This is a genomic window from Nocardia sp. NPDC003269, from assembly GCF_042888005.1.
Taxonomy (GTDB): Bacteria; Actinomycetota; Actinomycetes; order Mycobacteriales; family Mycobacteriaceae; genus Nocardia.
The window spans coordinates 1,452,803-1,468,746 of sequence record NZ_JBIAPA010000003.1; the positions used below are offsets into that span (position 1 = coordinate 1,452,803).

General features: G+C 70.0%; 15 protein-coding genes. 2 read left to right on the forward strand and 13 right to left on the reverse strand.

Features of this window, described 5'->3' with window-relative positions:
• Window positions 1–2: 2 nt before the first annotated feature.
• Genes ACFYWJ_RS26700 through ACFYWJ_RS26710 form a run of 3 tightly spaced genes read right to left on the reverse strand, consistent with a single transcriptional unit; the run spans window position 3 to window position 3,476 of the window.
• Window positions 3–1,097 (reverse strand): Zn-dependent alcohol dehydrogenase, encoded by a 1,095-nt coding sequence (locus tag ACFYWJ_RS26700; RefSeq protein WP_355279702.1) that lies wholly within the window; start codon window positions 1,095–1,097, stop codon window positions 3–5.
• On the reverse strand, window positions 1,094–1,858 hold the full coding sequence (locus ACFYWJ_RS26705) for an enoyl-CoA hydratase/isomerase family protein (protein ID WP_355279704.1): 765 nt from the start codon (window positions 1,856–1,858) through the stop codon (window positions 1,094–1,096). Before ACFYWJ_RS26705 ends, ACFYWJ_RS26700 begins: the two co-directional genes overlap by 4 nt.
• Window positions 1,859–1,868: 10 nt before the next feature.
• Complete coding sequence (locus ACFYWJ_RS26710) at window positions 1,869–3,476, reverse strand: AMP-binding protein (RefSeq protein WP_355279707.1); 1,608 nt, start codon at window positions 3,474–3,476, stop codon at window positions 1,869–1,871.
• Between the two features lie 283 nt (window positions 3,477–3,759).
• Between ACFYWJ_RS26710 and ACFYWJ_RS26715 the strand changes: the two genes are divergently transcribed.
• The gene (locus ACFYWJ_RS26715) at window positions 3,760–4,437 is read left to right on the forward strand and encodes a TetR/AcrR family transcriptional regulator (protein ID WP_355279709.1); all 678 of its coding nucleotides are present in this window, start codon (window positions 3,760–3,762) and stop codon (window positions 4,435–4,437) included.
• A 69-nt stretch (window positions 4,438–4,506) separates the two neighbouring features.
• Here the strand turns inward: ACFYWJ_RS26715 and ACFYWJ_RS26720 are convergent, their stop codons facing one another.
• The 3 genes from ACFYWJ_RS26720 to ACFYWJ_RS26730 are packed head-to-tail and all read right to left on the reverse strand — an operon-like array spanning window position 4,507 to window position 7,272.
• Complete coding sequence (locus ACFYWJ_RS26720; protein ID WP_355279710.1) at window positions 4,507–5,271, reverse strand: gamma-glutamyl-gamma-aminobutyrate hydrolase family protein; 765 nt, start codon at window positions 5,269–5,271, stop codon at window positions 4,507–4,509.
• Entirely contained in the window at window positions 5,268–6,617 is a 1,350-nt protein-coding gene (locus ACFYWJ_RS26725) for a glutamine synthetase family protein (protein ID WP_355279712.1), read from the reverse strand. Before ACFYWJ_RS26725 ends, ACFYWJ_RS26720 begins: the two co-directional genes overlap by 4 nt.
• Window positions 6,610–7,272 carry a hypothetical protein gene (locus tag ACFYWJ_RS26730; protein ID WP_355279715.1) on the reverse strand — a complete coding sequence of 221 codons (663 nt, stop codon included), beginning with the start codon at window positions 7,270–7,272 and terminating at the stop codon, window positions 6,610–6,612. The genes ACFYWJ_RS26725 and ACFYWJ_RS26730 overlap by 8 nt, the downstream gene beginning before the upstream one ends.
• Window positions 7,273–7,426: 154 nt before the next feature.
• On the opposite strand from ACFYWJ_RS26730, the gene ACFYWJ_RS26735 reads away from it, so the two are divergent.
• Window positions 7,427–8,386 (forward strand): alpha/beta hydrolase, encoded by a 960-nt coding sequence (locus tag ACFYWJ_RS26735; protein ID WP_355279716.1) that lies wholly within the window; start codon window positions 7,427–7,429, stop codon window positions 8,384–8,386.
• Window positions 8,387–8,449: 63 nt separating this feature from the next.
• Here the strand turns inward: ACFYWJ_RS26735 and pntB are convergent, their stop codons facing one another.
• From pntB to ACFYWJ_RS26770, 7 genes are read right to left on the reverse strand one after another with little or no spacing between them, the layout of a single operon-like run.
• Window positions 8,450–9,871, reverse strand: a complete 1,422-nt coding sequence (pntB, locus tag ACFYWJ_RS26740) for a Re/Si-specific NAD(P)(+) transhydrogenase subunit beta (protein ID WP_355279718.1) — start codon at window positions 9,869–9,871, stop codon at window positions 8,450–8,452.
• Between the two features lie 27 nt (window positions 9,872–9,898).
• A complete protein-coding gene (locus ACFYWJ_RS26745) occupies window positions 9,899–11,422 on the reverse strand; it encodes a Re/Si-specific NAD(P)(+) transhydrogenase subunit alpha (protein WP_355279720.1) in 1,524 nt (507 codons plus the stop codon).
• On the reverse strand, window positions 11,419–12,510 hold the full coding sequence (locus ACFYWJ_RS26750; protein ID WP_355279723.1) for an acyl-CoA dehydrogenase family protein: 1,092 nt from the start codon (window positions 12,508–12,510) through the stop codon (window positions 11,419–11,421). Before ACFYWJ_RS26750 ends, ACFYWJ_RS26745 begins: the two co-directional genes overlap by 4 nt.
• A complete protein-coding gene (locus ACFYWJ_RS26755) occupies window positions 12,507–13,685 on the reverse strand; it encodes an acyl-CoA dehydrogenase family protein (RefSeq protein WP_355279725.1) in 1,179 nt (392 codons plus the stop codon). The genes ACFYWJ_RS26750 and ACFYWJ_RS26755 overlap by 4 nt, the downstream gene beginning before the upstream one ends.
• Window positions 13,682–14,716, reverse strand: coding sequence for a phosphotransferase family protein (locus ACFYWJ_RS26760; RefSeq protein WP_355279728.1), 1,035 nt, complete (start codon window positions 14,714–14,716; stop codon window positions 13,682–13,684). The genes ACFYWJ_RS26755 and ACFYWJ_RS26760 overlap by 4 nt, the downstream gene beginning before the upstream one ends.
• A complete protein-coding gene (locus tag ACFYWJ_RS26765; RefSeq protein ID WP_355279731.1) occupies window positions 14,716–15,168 on the reverse strand; it encodes a MaoC family dehydratase in 453 nt (150 codons plus the stop codon). The genes ACFYWJ_RS26760 and ACFYWJ_RS26765 overlap by 1 nt, the downstream gene beginning before the upstream one ends.
• Complete coding sequence (locus tag ACFYWJ_RS26770) at window positions 15,165–15,923, reverse strand: SDR family oxidoreductase (protein ID WP_355279733.1); 759 nt, start codon at window positions 15,921–15,923, stop codon at window positions 15,165–15,167. The genes ACFYWJ_RS26765 and ACFYWJ_RS26770 overlap by 4 nt, the downstream gene beginning before the upstream one ends.
• Window positions 15,924–15,944: the final 21 nt, after the last annotated feature.

Genomic DNA, 15,944 nt, shown 5'->3' on the forward strand with positions numbered 1-15,944 from the left:
GGTCAGACGGTGAGATCGGCGACGATGCGGGTGACCTCGCCGGACTTCATCGCCTCGAAGCCCTTGCCGACGTCGTGGAACGGGATGACGTCGCTGACCATCTCGTCCAGGAGCAGGCGGCCCTGCAGGTACAGCCGGGCGAACTGGGCGATGTCCTCCTGCGCCTGGCCCGAACCCATGTACGAACCGATGAGGCGCTTCTCGCTGAAGAAGAAGTTCCACGCGGGCAGGACCAGATCGGTTCCGTCGGGGGCGATCCCGACCATGCACGCGGTGCCCGTGGCGCGCAGGACCGCGAGCGCGGTGGCCGCGGTCCGCGCGCTGCCGACGGCCTCGAACGCGTAGTCCACGCCGTCACCGAGCAGGTGCTGGATCTCGGCGGGGACGTCGGCGGCGCCGTTGACGACGTGGGTGGCACCGTAGGTGCGGGCCGCGGCGAGCCGCGCGTCGTCCAGATCCACGGCGACGATCGCCGAGGCACCCGCCAGGCGCGCGCCCTGGATGATGGCCGAACCCACACCGCCGCAACCGATGACGGCGACGGTGGCGCCCGGACGTACCTGGGCCGCGCGGAACACGGCGCCGATGCCGGTGATGACACAGCACGAGAGCAGGCAGCCCACGTGCAGCCCGACCTCGTCGGACACCTTCACCAGGGCGTTCTCCCGCATCAGGGTGTGCCGGGAGAACGCGCCGATGTCGCCGAGCCGGTGCACGACCTGGCCGCTGGGCAATTGGAAGGCGGGCCGGGGTCGCTGCCGGATCTGCGCGACGCGCTGACACTGGGTCGAGTGCCCGACCTGGCAGTTGCGGCACTGCCCGCACGAGGGCGTAAGCGCGCCGACGACCCGGTCGCCGGGACGCAGCGAGGTCACCGCGGAGCCGACCGATTCGACCACGCCCGCCACCTCGTGACCGACCACCACGGGCAGGTCGGCGCCGACCGTGCCGGTCATGTAGTGCAGGTCGCTGTGGCACAGACCGACATTGGTGACGGCCAGCCGGACCTCGTCGGGCTCCGGGTCGTCGACCAGGATCTCGGTGAACTCCAGCGGTTCGTTCACCGCGGTGAGAACTGCTGCTTCGGTGGTGATCATCCTTGTCTCCGTTCGTTCTTCGATGCCCAGAAGCCGTCGATGCCCTCGGACAGGGCACCGGACTCCCAGGACTGGCGGGCCGCGTCGTCTTCGCGGGCGAACGCGGCCTCGATCTCGTCGGCGCGTGGCCGCAACAGGCCCAGATGCAGTGCGGTGGTGCGGGGATCGGAATTCCACCGGCGGGCCGTGTCGACCGCGCGAGCCACCAGGTGGTCCTCGGCGACGATCTCGTCGAGCAGGCCGATGCGCAGTGCCTCCTCGGCCCCGACGCGCTCGGAACCGAGAACGATCCGCATCGCGTGGTTGCGCACCAGGCGGCCGAGCAGGAAGCTCGAGGCGTTGGAGATGATGATCCCGCGGTGGTTCTCCGGCTGGAAGTACTCGGCGGCCGGGCCGCCGATCCGCGCGTCACAGCACAGGGTGATCTCCGAGGCGCCGCCGACCGCGATACCGTTCACGGCCGCGATCACCGGGATCTTCGTCTCGAGGATCGCGCGGGTGATGTCGTGGAAGGTCGCGAAGGCCTCGCGGATCTCGTCGTAGGTGCTGGGCACCGACTGCAGGTCCTCCCCGGCGGAGAAGGCCCGGCCGGTGCCGGTGAGGACGATGCCGCGGACGAGATCACCGGTACCGAACTGGCGGATGGTCTGTGCGAGCCGCACCCGGGTGGCCACGTCGAGCACGTTCAGCTTCGCCGGGCGGTTCAGGGTGAGCACCGCGACGTCTTCGTCGATGCGGATGTCCAGGTAGTTGTCGGTCATGGCCGGCTCCTCAGTCGCGCGGGGGTTGCAGGTCGTAGGTGGTGCCGGGATGCTGGGCCGCGCGCGCTTTCAGCGCGGGCTTGGATACCCGTTCGGACGGGGTGCGCGGGAAGTCGGCGACGAACTCCACGTAGCGCGGAAGCTTGAAGCGCGCCAGCTGGTTTCGCGCGTTGTCGAGGATGCGCTCGGCGGTCTCGCGACTCGCTTCCACTTCGGGGGCCAGCTGCACGAAGGCCTTGACCTCCTCACCGAACAGCTCGTCGGGCACACCGACGACCGCCGTCGCGACCACGATGTCGTCGCGTTCCAGCACGCGTTCGACCTCGGCGCTGGCGATGTTCTCCCCGCCGCGGCGGACCATGTCCTTGATCCGGCCGACCAGGCGGTAGCTGCCCGCCTCGCGCACGGCGACGTCACCGGTGTGCAGCCAGCCGTCGCGCAGGACCTGCGCGGTGTCCTCGGGCCGGTTCCAGTAACCGAGCATCATCGGCTTGCCGGAGGTGATCAGCTCGCCGGACTCGCCCTCGGCCACCTCGCGGCCCTGGGGGTCCACCACGCGGATCCGCTTGGTGGGAACCGGCTGCCCCAGCCGTCCGCTGCCGACATCACCGGCGCTCTCCGGCAGGCTGACCACGTCGACGCCGGTCTCGGTCATGCCGAAGATCTCCCGCCACGGCGCGCCCCACCGCTGCTCGAGTTCCGCGTGCAGCGCAACGGGGACCGCCGAGCACAGCACGATGCGCAGGTCGTTGTCGCGGTCGGACGGGGCGGGCGGCTGCTTGAACAGGAGCGTCGGCATCGACCCGAGCACGTAGCAGAAGGTGGCCCGGTGCTTGCGGACGTCGGCCATGAAGCCGGAGGCGGAGAACCGGGGAAGTACCACCAGCGGCGCGCCGATCGTCAGGCACAGCGCGGTGTTCCACTGCGGGTCCATGTAGGAGAACGGCTGCGAGGTGAGGGCCACGTCGTCGGCACCGAGACCGGCCACCGTCGCGGCGACCCAGCCGATCCGGGTCCAGTAGTCGTGGGTGAGCATGCACGCCTTGGGGAATCCGGTTGTCCCCGAGGTGTATTGGAGATTCGCGAGGGTCTCGCCCGTGATGGCGAGCGCGGGCGGGTCCGCCGGGTAGGCCGCGAGGTCGTCGGCCGCGGTCGCTTCGACGATGCGAACGTCGGCAAGCTCACGGTTCGCCGCGCGCACCTCGTCGACCAGCGGCGTGTGCTCGGCGTCGGTGAACAACACCTTGGCGCCGGAATCCCGGAGGACGAATTCCAGATCGGCCCGCTGATATGCCGAGTTCACCGGCACCGTCACCGCGCCCGCCTTGAGGATCGCCAGCCAGGCGATCGGCCACTGCACCACGTTGGGCAGCATGATCGCGACCCGGTCCCCCGGACGGACACCGTCCTCGGCGACCAGCCGCCGGGCCAGCCGCGAGGTCCAGTCGTCGATCTCGGCGAAGGTCCAGGACCCGTCCGCGAACCGGAGGAATTCCCGGCCGGAGGCGCGGACGGCCTGCTCGGCCAAGATACCGACGAGGGTGTCGATCGGCGGGTCCACGGTCAGCCGTTCGAGCGCCATCGCGCGCTCGGGGTGGACCGATTCGACGTGGGTCATGTCGTCCTCTTCGCGGGTAGCAGGTGGTAGGTCGTCGATCGACCTGCAGTCGCCGGGCTGGAAAGGCCGGCACGCTCGCCGTCACGGTGGGTTCTCGCGACGCCCGGAGCGCCTGGGAATGTGAGGCCTGCCATAACGGTAACCGTTGTGGGTCATTTGATCAAGGCGTATGACTAACTTCTTGCCGCGACGCTCCCCCGTTGATGACCCGACGCGCTGGTCGGACTGGTAATGTCGTGGTTGACTTGATCAATCGTTCAGATTTGATGCGAAGGAGCACCGCATGGCTCGCATTCCCGCCGCCGAACGCCGCGCCGACCTGGTCGCCGCGGCCGTGCGCGTGATCGCCACCCACGGAGTCGACGGTGCCACCACCCGCCGCATCGCCGAGGAAGCGAACGCTCCGCTGGCGACCCTGCACTACTGCTTCGCCACCAAAGAGGTGCTGTTCGGGGCGGTGTTCGAGTTCCTCGCGGGCGAGTACCGCGACGTGCTGAACCGCAGCGACGTGCACAGCGACACCCAGAGCACCGCGCGGGGACTGCTCCGCGGCGTGCTGCATTGGTACCTGGAGAATCCGGACTTCGGCGCGACCATCCTCGAGCTGATCAGCTGGGGCCAGCGTGAGGGCAAGAAGGCCGAGGTCGTGTATTCGGCGGCCTTCGCGACCATGCGCACCATCATCGAGAGCACGACGACCGCCGCGGGCCGACCCGTCGACTCGAACACGATCGATCAACTGATCTACGTGGTGTCCACGCTGTCCGACGGCTTCGCGCTCAACTGGCTGGTGTTCACCGATGCCGCCGCGGCGCGGGCCCAGGTGGAACTCACCGTCGGCGTGCTCGACGCGTGGATGGCGGCCAACCTGGGTGACGCCGCCGCGCCGGGGCCCCGACCCGTGGAGGTCGCGCCGGAGCCGGACATGCGGTCGCTGGTGTCCTGGGTGCGCGTGGAGTGAGCGCACCGGCACCATGAACGCTGTGGCCGCCACCGCACAAGGTGGCGGCCACAGTCGTTTCCGTGTCGCTCAGCGCCGCTCGGCGGCCGCGTCGACGAGCCAGCACAGCGCGCCGTCGTCGCTGGCCATCCACTCGGGATGCCACTGCACCCCGAGCACGGCGGCACCGGGGAGCTCGACCGACTCGGCGACACCGTCGTCGGTGCGGCCGGTGACCACCAGTCCCTCACCGCACACATCGATGGCCTGGTGGTGCCACGAGTTGGTCACCAGACGATCACCGAACACCTTCTGGGCGGTCGTCCCCGCGTCGAAGGAGATCACGTGCTCGGCGTCGCCGTCCGACAGCGGACCCACCGGCAGGAGATGCCGGATCGGCCCGTCCGGCAGGTCCGGAATCAGCGTGCCGCCCAGGGTCACATTGAGCACCTGCATGCCGCGGCAGACACCGAGCAGCGGGATCCGCCGTGCCAGCGCGACCCGGGTCAGCGCGATCTCGTACTCGTCGCGGCTGCGGTCGTGGACCGAGGGGTCGGCGAGCGAATCGACGTCGCCGACCACCGACTCGTCCCCGCCCCAGCAGGCCGGATGCACATCCTGGCCACCGGTGATCAGCACACCGGAGAGCCAGTCGCCCAACGCTTCCGGGTCCGCGTCGTAGGGCAGCATCACCGGCACACCGCCGGCGCGGGTGATCCGGTCCGCGAAATCGGTGAAGAAGCTGTCGGTGAGGCGCTGACCGTAGCCCGGGTGGGAGCCGCTGATCAGCTCGATCCGGAACCGTCGCCCGGTCAGGCCGATCAGCGGTTTCACCCGCGCCGAGCGGGCCGTCACGGGAACTCGAAGTAGCGGGTCGACTCCCACTCGGAGAGCTCCGAGAAGGGGTCGCCGCCGCCGGTGTGGAACTGCATCCACTCCCAGCGCCGCGTGCCGACCCAGTAGTCGACGAACTCGTCACCGAGCTGCTCGCGCAGGATCAGATCGGCTTCGAGCGCGTCGGCCGCCTTGGTGATGGTCTCGGGCAGCCGCTCCAGATCGGGTGCGCACCACGCCATGTCGCTCACCGGGTCCGCGGGCTCGAGATCGCCGTCGAGTCCGGCGATCACGCCGGCCAGGATCGTCGCGACCGCGAGGTAGAGGTTGGCGTCGGCGCCGGGTACGCGGTACTCGAGGCGGGAGTAGGCGGGGTGCCCGACCACCGCACGCACCGCGGTGGTCTTGTTCGCGATGCCCCAGGTCACCGTCGTCGGCGGACCACTCAGGTCGACCAGGCGCCGGAAGGAGGTGATCTGCGGGAGCATGACCGAGGTCGCCCCACGCATCGTCGCGAGCAGCCCGGCGACCGCGTGCCGCATCGTCGCCGACGGCCCGTCGGGAGCGTAGAACGCGTTGACACCGTCGCGCTGCAGCGACAGGTTCACGTGCGAGGCCTGGCCGTAGCCCGCGGTCGGCTTGGCCATGAAGGTGACCGTGTGCCCGCGTTCGAAGGCCACCTCGCGCATCACCTGCCGGGCGCGAGCCCAGTTGTCGCACACCGAGATCGGGTCACCGGGAACCAGATTGAGCTCGACCTGACCGGCCGCGTCCTCGTCGCTCCAGGCCTCCCACTCGATGCCGATCTGCTCGAGCCGCCGCACGACCGCCGACATGTAGTCGACCCAGTCCTTGGACTTCGCGAGGTTCAGGGCGGTGCCCGCGGAGCCACCGAGCGGGGTGAGGTCGCGGTATCCCTTCGCCCTGGCCTCGTGGACGGGCTCCTGGAACAGCGTGGCCTCGATCTCGACCGCGATGGTCGCGGTGAATCCCCGGGTGGCGAGCCGATCGACCAGCGTGCGAGCCAGATTGCGCGGACAGATGCCGACCGGAGTGCCGTCGGCCTGCCAGTAGTCACCGATCACGGACTGCACGCCGGGCTCCCACTGCACCGATGTCGACAGGTCGGGCCGCAACTGCAGGTCGGCGAGGTGCCCACGCCAGGACGGGTAGGCGAAGCCCATGGTCGGAGCGTTGCCCAGGTCGAGCCCGAACAGCAGGTCGGCTATCCCGAACTCCGCGGTCGTGGCGAACTTCTTCGGTGCGATGTTCTTGCCGTGGAACGAGCCGTCGTGATTGGTCGACTCGATCCGGACCGTGTGCACATCGGGATCGAGAGCCGTTGCGGTGGTGGCGATTTCAGACATCGTAACGAACCTTCCAGGATGCGGCGACCAGCACGGACAGCTGCGCGAGCGTGCCGCGCACGCCGATGAGGCCGGTGGACAGCGCGGCGAGCAGATCGACCGCGCCGGTGAAGATGGCGGCCAGCAGTTCCGGCGGGCCCGCGATGACGTAGTGGGTCTCCCCCTCGCCCGCGACGACCTGATCCAGGCCTTCGGGGCCCTCGATGACCGCGATCAGCATGTCCGGGATGCCGGGAACCGACCTGGTCGCCTCCCAGAAGCTCGCGGCCGCGGTCTTCCAGTCCGGCAGCGGCGGCGACAGCAGGGCGACGGCCACGGCAACGAACTCGGGCGCGCCGATGGGCTCGCCGACCGGGGCGAAGAACTGGTTCAGGTCGACGGTCACGTCGAGGTCGGGCTCGACGAACACGCCGCTCGACACCGTGACGGTGCCCTCGGCGATGGTGATCGTCGCGGCCTGCGGGGTGTCATGGGAGCGGATCGCGATCGCGCCTGCCGGACCGGCGGACAGCAGGGAGCTGTCGGCGCGGAGGGAATCGGTGATGGTCCGGGCGATCAGCCGGACGATCGGACTGGCGTCGTCCTCGATCCGGATGTCGACTCCGCCGACCGCGTCGGCCCCGCGTGTCGCGGGACCGATCGTCGTTTCGGTCATCATGTTGTCCTTTCGACTCGACGAGATCGTGTGCGCGGTACAGCGTCGACAGCGGATCCCAAATGAAACATGAACTCACAGTCAAATGTCTGGGTCATGTGACTATGATGGTGAGGCACAGATCACTTCTTGTCAACGACCAGCGAGGATTCCCATGAACGACGCCACCCCCGCCTGGTGGGATCTGCTCGACGACCAGGCCGCGACCGTGGCCGGGATGATCGGCCAGATCCTGCAGAAACCCCTGCGTGAGCTGGGACCCGAGCAGGCCCGCGCGCTGGTGGACTCGGCCCCGTCCACCGACCCGATCACGCCGCTGGACCATGTTGGTCAACTGACCGTGCCGACGCGTTCCGGCACGATCGCGGCCCGTCTGTACCGCGCCGACGGTACGTCGCCCGACAGCGCCGCGCCCGCCCTCGTCTACCTGCACGGCGGCGGCTTCGTGCTCGGCACCCTGGACGGCGCCGACGAGTTGTGCCGCGCGATCGCCGCCGGATCCGGCTGGACGGTCGTGTCCCTCGACTACCGCCTGGCCCCGGAGAACCCGTACCCGGCGGCGCTGGAAGATTGCCTCGATGCCTACGCGTGGCTGATTCGATCGGCGCCCGAACTGGGCATCGACCCCGATCGCGTCGCCGTCGGCGGCGACTCCGCCGGCGGCAATCTCGCGGCCGCCCTGTGCCTGCACCGACGCGAGGAGGGCAGCACCCTGCCCGTGGCGCAGGTGCTCGCCTACCCGGCCGTGGACGACAGGTTCACCGGGGCGTCGTGGTCGGACTTCGCCGACGCGCCACTGCTCGGCGCCGCGGACGCACAGTGGTTCTGGGAGCAATACGTCGGTGCCGGGCATCCCGGCGGCGACCCACTCGCGGCGCCGATGCGGGCGCGGTCACTGCGTGGTCTGCCCCCCGCGCTCGTCGTCACCGCGGAGGTCGACCCGATCCGCGACGACGCCGAGGCCTACGCGCAGCGGCTGCGCGCCGAGGGTGTCGCGGTGTCGTCGACCAGATACACCGGCGTCTTCCACGGATTCTTCACCGAGGTCGGGGTTTTCGCGCAGACGAAGGCAGCGATCGACGAGGTGTGCGTCTACCTGCGCGCGCTCGCGTAGACGAAGCCGACAAAGGGCGGCAGTGCTTGTGGCACTGCCGCCCTCTTCTCGCTTCAGGCTCGATCAGAGCGCCTTGACGATGTCTTCCACCCGGTCCCTCGCGTCGCCGAACAGCATCGCGGAGTTCTCCCGGAAGAACAGGGGGTTCTGCACGCCGGCGTAGCCGGAGGCCATGGATCGTTTGAACACGACGACGTTGTCGGCCTCCCACACCGTCAGCACCGGCATGCCCGCGATGGGGCTGGCCGGGTCTTCGGCGGCCGCGGGGTTGACGGTGTCGTTGGCGCCGATCACCAGCACCACGTCGGTTCCGGTGAAATCGTCGTTGATCTCGTCCATCTCGAGCACGATGTCGTAGGGCACCTTCGCCTCGGCCAGCAGCACGTTCATGTGGCCGGGCAGCCTGCCCGCGACGGGGTGCACACCGAACCGCACGGTCACCCCTCGCTCGCGCAGCTTGCGGGTGAGCTCGGCGACGCCGTGCTGGGCCTGGGCCACGGCCATGCCGTAACCGGGGGTGATGATCACCGACGCCGCCCCGGCGAGCAGTTCGGCGACCCCGTCGGCGGTGATCTCGCGATGCTCGCCCAGATCGGTGTCGCCTGCCGGGCCCGCGGTGATGCCGAAGCCGCCCGCGATCACCGACAGGAACGAGCGGTTCATCGCCGCGCACATGACGTAGGACAGGTACGCGCCCGAGGAGCCGACCAGCGCGCCGGTGATGATCAGCAGATCGTTGCCGAGCAGGAAGCCCGACGCCGCCGCGGCCCACCCGGAGTAGCTGTTGAGCATCGACACCACGACCGGCATGTCACCGCCGCCGATGGAGGCGACGAGGTGCCAGCCGAGCAGCAGCGCGACCACGGTGATCGCCACCAGCGTCCACAGATTCGGGTCGACGACGAACCACCCGGTCAGCGCGGCGAACACCACCAGCGCTCCGAGATTGAGAATGTTCTTGCCCGGCAACATCATCGGCGCCGAGGCGATCCGCGCCGAGAGCTTGAGGTAGGCCACGATCGAACCGGTGAAGGTCACCGCGCCGATGAACACCCCGATCGCGACCTCGGCCCCGTGGATGCCCAGCAGGCCCGCGGCGCGGAGCAGTTCGGCATCGCCGCCGCCGGGATGCCGTTCGACGTGCAGGTAGCCGTTCCAGCCGACCAGCACCGCCGCCAGACCGACGAACGAATGCAGCAGCGCGATCAGTTCGGGCATCCCGGTCATCTCGACGATGCGGGCCCGCCACAGGCCGATCGCGGCACCCAGCGCGGTCGCGCCGACCAGCAACGCCAGGCCGAGCGGCTCGATGTCGCGATCGATCGCCAGCGCGACGGTGGCGCCGAGGGCCACCGCCATCCCGGTGACGCCGAGGGAGTTGCCCAGCTTGGCGGTGTCGTGCCTGGCCAGCCCGCCCAGCGCGAGGATGAACAGCAGCGCCGCCACGATATAGGCCGAATTGGCCACGGTCTCAACGGAAATCATGAGAGGTCACTCCGAGGTCGGCGCAGCTCAGCTGCGGGAGAACATGGCGAGCATGCGGCGGGTCACCGCGAAGCCACCGAAGATGTTGATACTCGCCAGCAGGATCGCCGCGAAGGACAGTCCCGTGATCCACGGGTCGCCGTGCCCGATCTGCAGCAGCGCGCCGACCACGATGATCCCGGAGATCGCGTTGGTGACCGACATGAGCGGGGTGTGCAGTGCGTGGTGCACGTGGCCGATCACGTAGTAACCGATGACGATCGCCAGCGCGAACACCGTCAGGTGCCCCTGCAGCGCGGGCGGTGAGATCGCGATCAGCCCGAAGACCGCGGCCGCCGCGGCCAGCACCAGCCCGAAACGGCGTCGGGCGGACATCGGTTCCTTCGCCGGCGCGGGTTCGGCCGCGGCGACCGCTTCGGGCGCCGGTGCCGCCGAGACGGCGACCGGAGGTGGCGGCCAAGTGATCTCGCCGCCCCGCACGACGGTGACCGCGCGCTGGACCACATCGTCGAAGTCGAGGACCACCCGCCCGTCCTTGCCCGGCGTCAGCAGCTCCAGCAGGTTCACCACATTCGTGCCGTACAGCTGTGAGGCCTGCGCGGGCAGGCGACCGGCCAGATCCGTGTAACCGATGATGGTGACACCGTTGTCGGTGACGATCGCGCGGTCGGTGACGGTGCCTTCGACATTGCCACCGTTCTGCGCGGCCATGTCGACGATGACGCTGCCGGGCCGCATCGAGGCCACCATCTCGGCGGTGATGATCCGGGGCGCCGGCCGACCGGGAATCAGCGCGGTGGTGATGATGATGTCGACGTCGGCGCACTGCTCGGCGTACAGCCTCGCCTCGCGCGCCTTGTAGTCCCCGCTCATCTCCTTGGCGTAGCCGGTGGCCGACACCTCGGTCTCCGCGGATTCGATCGACAGGTATTCCCCGCCGAGGGATTTCACCTGATCGGCGACTTCCGGACGCGGATCGGTCGCCCGCACGACGGCGCCGAGACTGCCCGCGGCGCCGATGGCGGCCAGCCCGGCCACCCCGGCCCCGACGACGAGCACCTTGGCCGGCGGCACCTTGCCCGCCGCGGTGACCTGTCCGGTGAAGAACCGGCCGAAGGCGTGCGCCGCCTCCACCACCGCGCGGTAGCCCGCGATATTGGCCATCGAGGACAGCACGTCCAGCGACTGGGCGCGCGAGATGCGCGGCACCGCGTCCATGGCCAGCGCGGTGATCGGCCGCGAGCCGAGGTCGGCGAGCAGATCGGGATCATTGGCCACCCCGAGCAGGCCGATCACGGTGGCGCCGGGATTCAGGTCGTCGAGCTGATAGTCGGCGGGCGCGTTGACACCGAGCACCACGTCGGCGGTGCGCGCGTTGCCGATGGTGGCGCCCGCCGCGAGGTACGCCTCGTCGGCGAACGAGGAGAGGGTACCCGCGCCGGTGTCGACCACCACGTCGTAGCCGAGCCGGACCAGCCGGGTGACCGTCGCCGGGGTGGCGGCCACCCGGGTCTCGCGCGGGCGTGCTTCCCGCAGCACTCCGATGATCATGATTGCGGAACCTCCACCAGCTCGGCCAGTCGCGCCCGATGCGCGCCGGCGGTACCGAAGGCGATCTGATCGGCCTTGGCGCGTTTGAGATACAGGTGGGCCGGATGCTCCCACGTCATGCCCATGCCGCCGTGCAGCTGCACGGCCTCCTCGCCCGCGTGCACGGCGAGGTCGCTGCAGAACGCCTGGGCGACCGCCGCGGCGACGGGCACGTCGTCGTCGGCGGCGAGGGTGGCCGCGGCGTAGCGGGCGGCGGCGTTGCCCGATTCGACGGCGGTGTAGAGATCGGCCAGCCGGTGCTTGATCGCCTGGAAACCGCCGACCACCCGACCGAACTGACGTCGCTCCTTCAGGTACGCCACCGTCTCGTCGAGGCACCACCGAGCGATGCCGTACTGCTCCGACGCGAGCAGGGCCGTGCCCGCGGTGAGCGCGCGACGTACCGCCGTCTCGCCGTCGGCCACGACGCGCTCACCGGCGACACCGTCGAACACGATGTCGGCGAGCTGGCGGGTCATGTCGAAGGAGACGACCGGGGCGAGCCGGGCCTCGACGGCCGACACCGCGTACAGCGCAAGACCTTCGGGGCCCGGGGCCAGGACCAGCAGCACGTCGGCCTCGAGCGCGCCGGCCACGCTGGTGACGGTACCGGTCAACCGGTCGTCGGCGTCGACCGCGACGGACGGCAGCACCGCGTGGGCGGCGGTGGACAGCGGCACCGCGAGCGCGGCGGTGCGCTCCCCCGCCGCGAGCTGCCCCAGCAGGGCAGAGCCGGAGCCGAGCAGTGCGGTGGTGGCCACGACGGCGCTGGTCAGGAATGGCACGGGCGCGACGAAGCGGCCGAGTTCCTCGAGGACGACCGCGGCCTCCCTGGCCGAGGCACCCGCGCCGCCCTCGGCTTCGGGCACGAGCAGCCCGGCCAGGCCGAGGTCGACGGCGATGTTCTTCCACAGGCTGTCGACCAGGGCGCGGTCGCCGTCGTAGAGGGCGGTCACCGCGCCGGGCCGGCACTCGGCGGTCAGCACCGAGCGCACGACGCCGCGCAGGTCGTCCTCGATCTCGGTGTAGACCAGGTTCAGGTCGGTCATCGCGCGATCTCCTTCCAGGGACGGTCCTTGTCGGTGCGCGGCTCGGCGGGCAGGCCGAGAACCCGTTCGGACACGATGTTCCGCAGGATCTCGGAGGTGCCACCCTCGATCGAGTTGCCCTTGGCGCGCAGGTAGCGATAGCCCGCGTCGCGGCCGTTCAGGTCGACCCGTTCCGGGCGGACCAGGGTCCAGTCGGAGTAGCGCAGGCCGTCCTCGCCGAGCAGTTCGAGCTCGAGGCCGGACAGCTGCTGGGCGATGCGGGCGAAGGACAGCTTCAGCGCCGAGCCTTCCGGCCCGGGGTGTCCCTTGGCCAGCTTCTGGCGCAGGCGCAGACCGGTGAGCCGGGCGACCTCGGCGTCGACCCACAGCTTCAGCAGCCGGTCGTGCAGTTCCGGGGTCCGCCGCTGCGGGTTGTCGCGCCAGGTGTCGGCCACCACGCCGACGATGCCGGACTCACGGGTACTCGCCTTGCCGCCGATCGCGACGCGCTCGGTGTTGAGCGTCGCGTTGGCCACCCGCCAGCCGTCGCCCTCCGCGCCGAGGCGCTGGGCGTCGGGCACCCGGGCGTCGGTGATGAAGACTTCGTTGAACTCGGCCTCACCGGTGATCTGCCGCAGCGGCCGCACGTCGATGCCCGGCTGGGTCATGTCGATCAGGAAGTACGTCATGCCACGGTGTTTGGGGATGCCCGCGTCGGTGCGGGCCAGCAGGATCGCGAACTGCGCCAGATGCGCGCTCGAGGTCCACACCTTCTGCCCGTTCACCACCCACTCGTCGCCGTCCCGCACCGCCCTGGTGCTGACGTTCGCCAGGTCGGAACCGGCGCCGGGCTCACTGAAGAGCTGGCACCAGATCTCCTCGCCGGTCCACAGCGGACGCAGGAAGCGCCGCTTCTGCTCCTCGGTGCCGCAGGCCAGGATCGTCGGACCGGCCATGCCGAGCCCGATGACATTGGCGCCCGGATTGTTGTCCGGGGCGCCGGCCCGCGCGAAGAGCTCGTCCACCTCGGCCTGCCAGGCGTGGGGCAGCCCAAGTCCGCCGTGCCCCTCGGGGAAGTACACCCACGCCAGGCCCGCGTCGAAGCGAGCACGCAGGAACTCGAGGCGCTCGGTGCCCGCGGGGTCGGTGGCGGCGAGGAATTCCCCGATCCTGGTACGCAATTCGTCGATGGTCATCCTCGGTCCTCCCGCACCGCGGCGAGACCGGTTTCGAGCAGCGGCTCGATCACCGCGCCGACGGTGTCGAAGCCCTCGCCGACGGTCTGCCCGTGCAGATGGCGGTAGTGGATGCCCTCGAGGATCGCGGCCAGCTTGAACGCGGCGAGCCCCAGGTAGAAACCGAACCGGGACATGTCGCGATCGCTGCGGGCGGTATAGCGCGCGATGATCTCGCTCTCGGACAGGTAGCCCGGAGCGGTCGAGGCGTCGGCCACCGTCGCACCGCTGGACGGGTCCGCGGCGAGGCGGCCGTAGAGGAGCATCAAGGCCAGATCGGTGAGCGGGTCACCGAGAGTGGCCATCTCCCAGTCGATGACGGCCGCGAGCCGATCGTCGCGATCGGTCAGGACGTTGTCGAGCCGGTAGTCGCCGTGCACGATGCCCACCGCCGACTCGGTGGGCACGGCGGCGGCGAGTCGTGCGTGCAGTTCGTCCGCCAGCGGCAGCTCGCGCGAGTGCGACGCGTCGAGCTGCTTCTTCCACCGGCGCACCTGACGCTCCAGGAACCCCTCGGGACGGCCGAAGTCGGCCAGCCCGATCGCGGCCGGATCGACCGCGTGCAGAACGGCGAGGGTATCGACCAGATCGGTCGAGATCGCCCGTGTCCGTTCGGGTCCCAGCGCGCGCAGCTCCGCGGCGGTTCGATACGGCGTCCCCTCCACGTGTTCCATCACGTAGAAGGGCGCGCCGAGGACGGCGTCGTCCTGGCACATCGCGAGCATCGTCGGCACCGGGACATCGGTGGGCCGCAACGCGGCCATCACCCGGTACTCGCGCGCCATGTCGTGGGCGGTGGCGAGCACGTGCCCCAGCGGCGGGCGTCGCACGATCCAGCGGGTGCCGCCGTCGCTGACCTCGTAGGTCAGGTTCGACTTGCCGCCGGCGATCAGTGTGCCGCTCAGGGCGGAGCCCGGCACGGGAACCCGATCGCGCAGCCAGGTCGACAACCGGTCGAGATCCAGTCCCGGAAGGTCGGTCCGGGTGTTCATCAAGCCACCACGAGGGTGAGCGACTCGACGACGCAGGCCGGCTTGTCGCCGCCCTCGGTCTCGATCACGATCTTGGTGGTGACCAGGTGGCCCGCGGCACCCGCGGCGACCGAGACCAGCTCGATCCCGGCGCGCACCTTCGAATCCACCGGCACCGGTGCCGGGAAGCGCAATTTGTTGGCGCCGTAGTTGACCGCCATCCGCACGCCCTCGACCCGATACACCTGCGCGACCAGCAACGGGACCAGCGACAGGGTCAGGTAGCCGTGCGCGATGGTGGTGCCGAACGGTCCGGTCGCCGCCTTCTCGGTGTCGATGTGGATCCACTGGTGGTCACCGGTCGCCTCGGCGAAGGCATTGATCTGCGCCTGGGTGATGGTGTGCCACTCGGAGTAGCCCACATGGGAACCGACCGCCGCCTCGAGCTCGGCGATGCCGTGGAAAGTCCTCATGCCTTCGGCCCTCCCGCGACGTAGAGCACCTGACCGGACACGAAACCCGCGCCCTCGCTGGCGAAGAACGACACAGCGTGCGCGATGTCCTCGGGCAGACCGGTCCGGGCGACCGGAATCTCCTTGGCGACACCGGCTTTCAAGTCCTCGAACGGGATGCCGACGCGCGCCGCGGTGGCGGCGGTCATCTCGGTCTCGATGAACCCGGGGGCGATGGCATTGGCGGTGACGCCGAACTTGCCGAGCTCGAGGGCGAGCGTCTTGGTGAAGCCCTGCAGACCGGCCTTGGCGGCGGCGTAGTTGGCCTGGCCGCGATTACCGAGCGCCGAGGTGCTCGACAGGTTGACGATGCGGCCGAAGCCGGCGTCGATCATGGACTTCTGCGCCGCGCGGGTCATCAGGAACGACCCGCGCAGATGCACGTTCATCACGGTGTCCCAGTCGTCGGTGGTCATCCGGAACAGCAGGTTGTCGCGGAGGACGCCCGCGTTGTTGACCAGCACGGTCGGGGCGCCGAGCTCGGCGGTGACCCGATCCACGGCGGCGGTGACCGCGGCCTCGTCGGACACATCGGCGCCGACGGCGATCGCGCGGCCGCCCGCGGCTTCGATCGCCTCGACCACCGGCTTACAGGCGACCTCGTCGAGGTCGATCACGGCCACGGCCATGCCGTCGGCGGCGAGCCTGCGGGCGACGCCCGCGCCGATGCCGCGGGCCGCCCCGGTGACGATGGCGGTCTTGGTGGGGGTAGTCATCATTGTCTCCTGAAAAGTTCG

Excerpts from the sequence above, each read along its gene's own strand:
- ACFYWJ_RS26700 (WP_355279702.1), bottom strand. The coding sequence starts at position 1,097 with ATGATCACCACCGAAGCAGCAGTTCTCACCGCGGTGAACGAACCGCTG.
- ACFYWJ_RS26705 (WP_355279704.1), bottom strand. The coding sequence starts at position 1,858 with ATGACCGACAACTACCTGGACATCCGCATCGACGAAGACGTCGCGGTG.
- ACFYWJ_RS26710 (WP_355279707.1), bottom strand. The coding sequence starts at position 3,476 with ATGACCCACGTCGAATCGGTCCACCCCGAGCGCGCGATGGCGCTCGAA.
- ACFYWJ_RS26715 (WP_355279709.1), top strand. The coding sequence starts at position 3,760 with ATGGCTCGCATTCCCGCCGCCGAACGCCGCGCCGACCTGGTCGCCGCG.
- ACFYWJ_RS26725 (WP_355279712.1), bottom strand. The coding sequence starts at position 6,617 with ATGTCTGAAATCGCCACCACCGCAACGGCTCTCGATCCCGATGTGCAC.
- ACFYWJ_RS26730 (WP_355279715.1), bottom strand. The coding sequence starts at position 7,272 with ATGACCGAAACGACGATCGGTCCCGCGACACGCGGGGCCGACGCGGTC.
- ACFYWJ_RS26735 (WP_355279716.1), top strand. The coding sequence starts at position 7,427 with ATGAACGACGCCACCCCCGCCTGGTGGGATCTGCTCGACGACCAGGCC.
- pntB (WP_355279718.1), bottom strand. The coding sequence starts at position 9,871 with ATGATTTCCGTTGAGACCGTGGCCAATTCGGCCTATATCGTGGCGGCG.
- ACFYWJ_RS26745 (WP_355279720.1), bottom strand. The coding sequence starts at position 11,422 with ATGATCATCGGAGTGCTGCGGGAAGCACGCCCGCGCGAGACCCGGGTG.
- ACFYWJ_RS26750 (WP_355279723.1), bottom strand. The coding sequence starts at position 12,510 with ATGACCGACCTGAACCTGGTCTACACCGAGATCGAGGACGACCTGCGC.
- ACFYWJ_RS26755 (WP_355279725.1), bottom strand. The coding sequence starts at position 13,685 with ATGACCATCGACGAATTGCGTACCAGGATCGGGGAATTCCTCGCCGCC.
- ACFYWJ_RS26760 (WP_355279728.1), bottom strand. The coding sequence starts at position 14,716 with ATGAACACCCGGACCGACCTTCCGGGACTGGATCTCGACCGGTTGTCG.
- ACFYWJ_RS26765 (WP_355279731.1), bottom strand. The coding sequence starts at position 15,168 with ATGAGGACTTTCCACGGCATCGCCGAGCTCGAGGCGGCGGTCGGTTCC.
- ACFYWJ_RS26770 (WP_355279733.1), bottom strand. The coding sequence starts at position 15,923 with ATGACTACCCCCACCAAGACCGCCATCGTCACCGGGGCGGCCCGCGGC.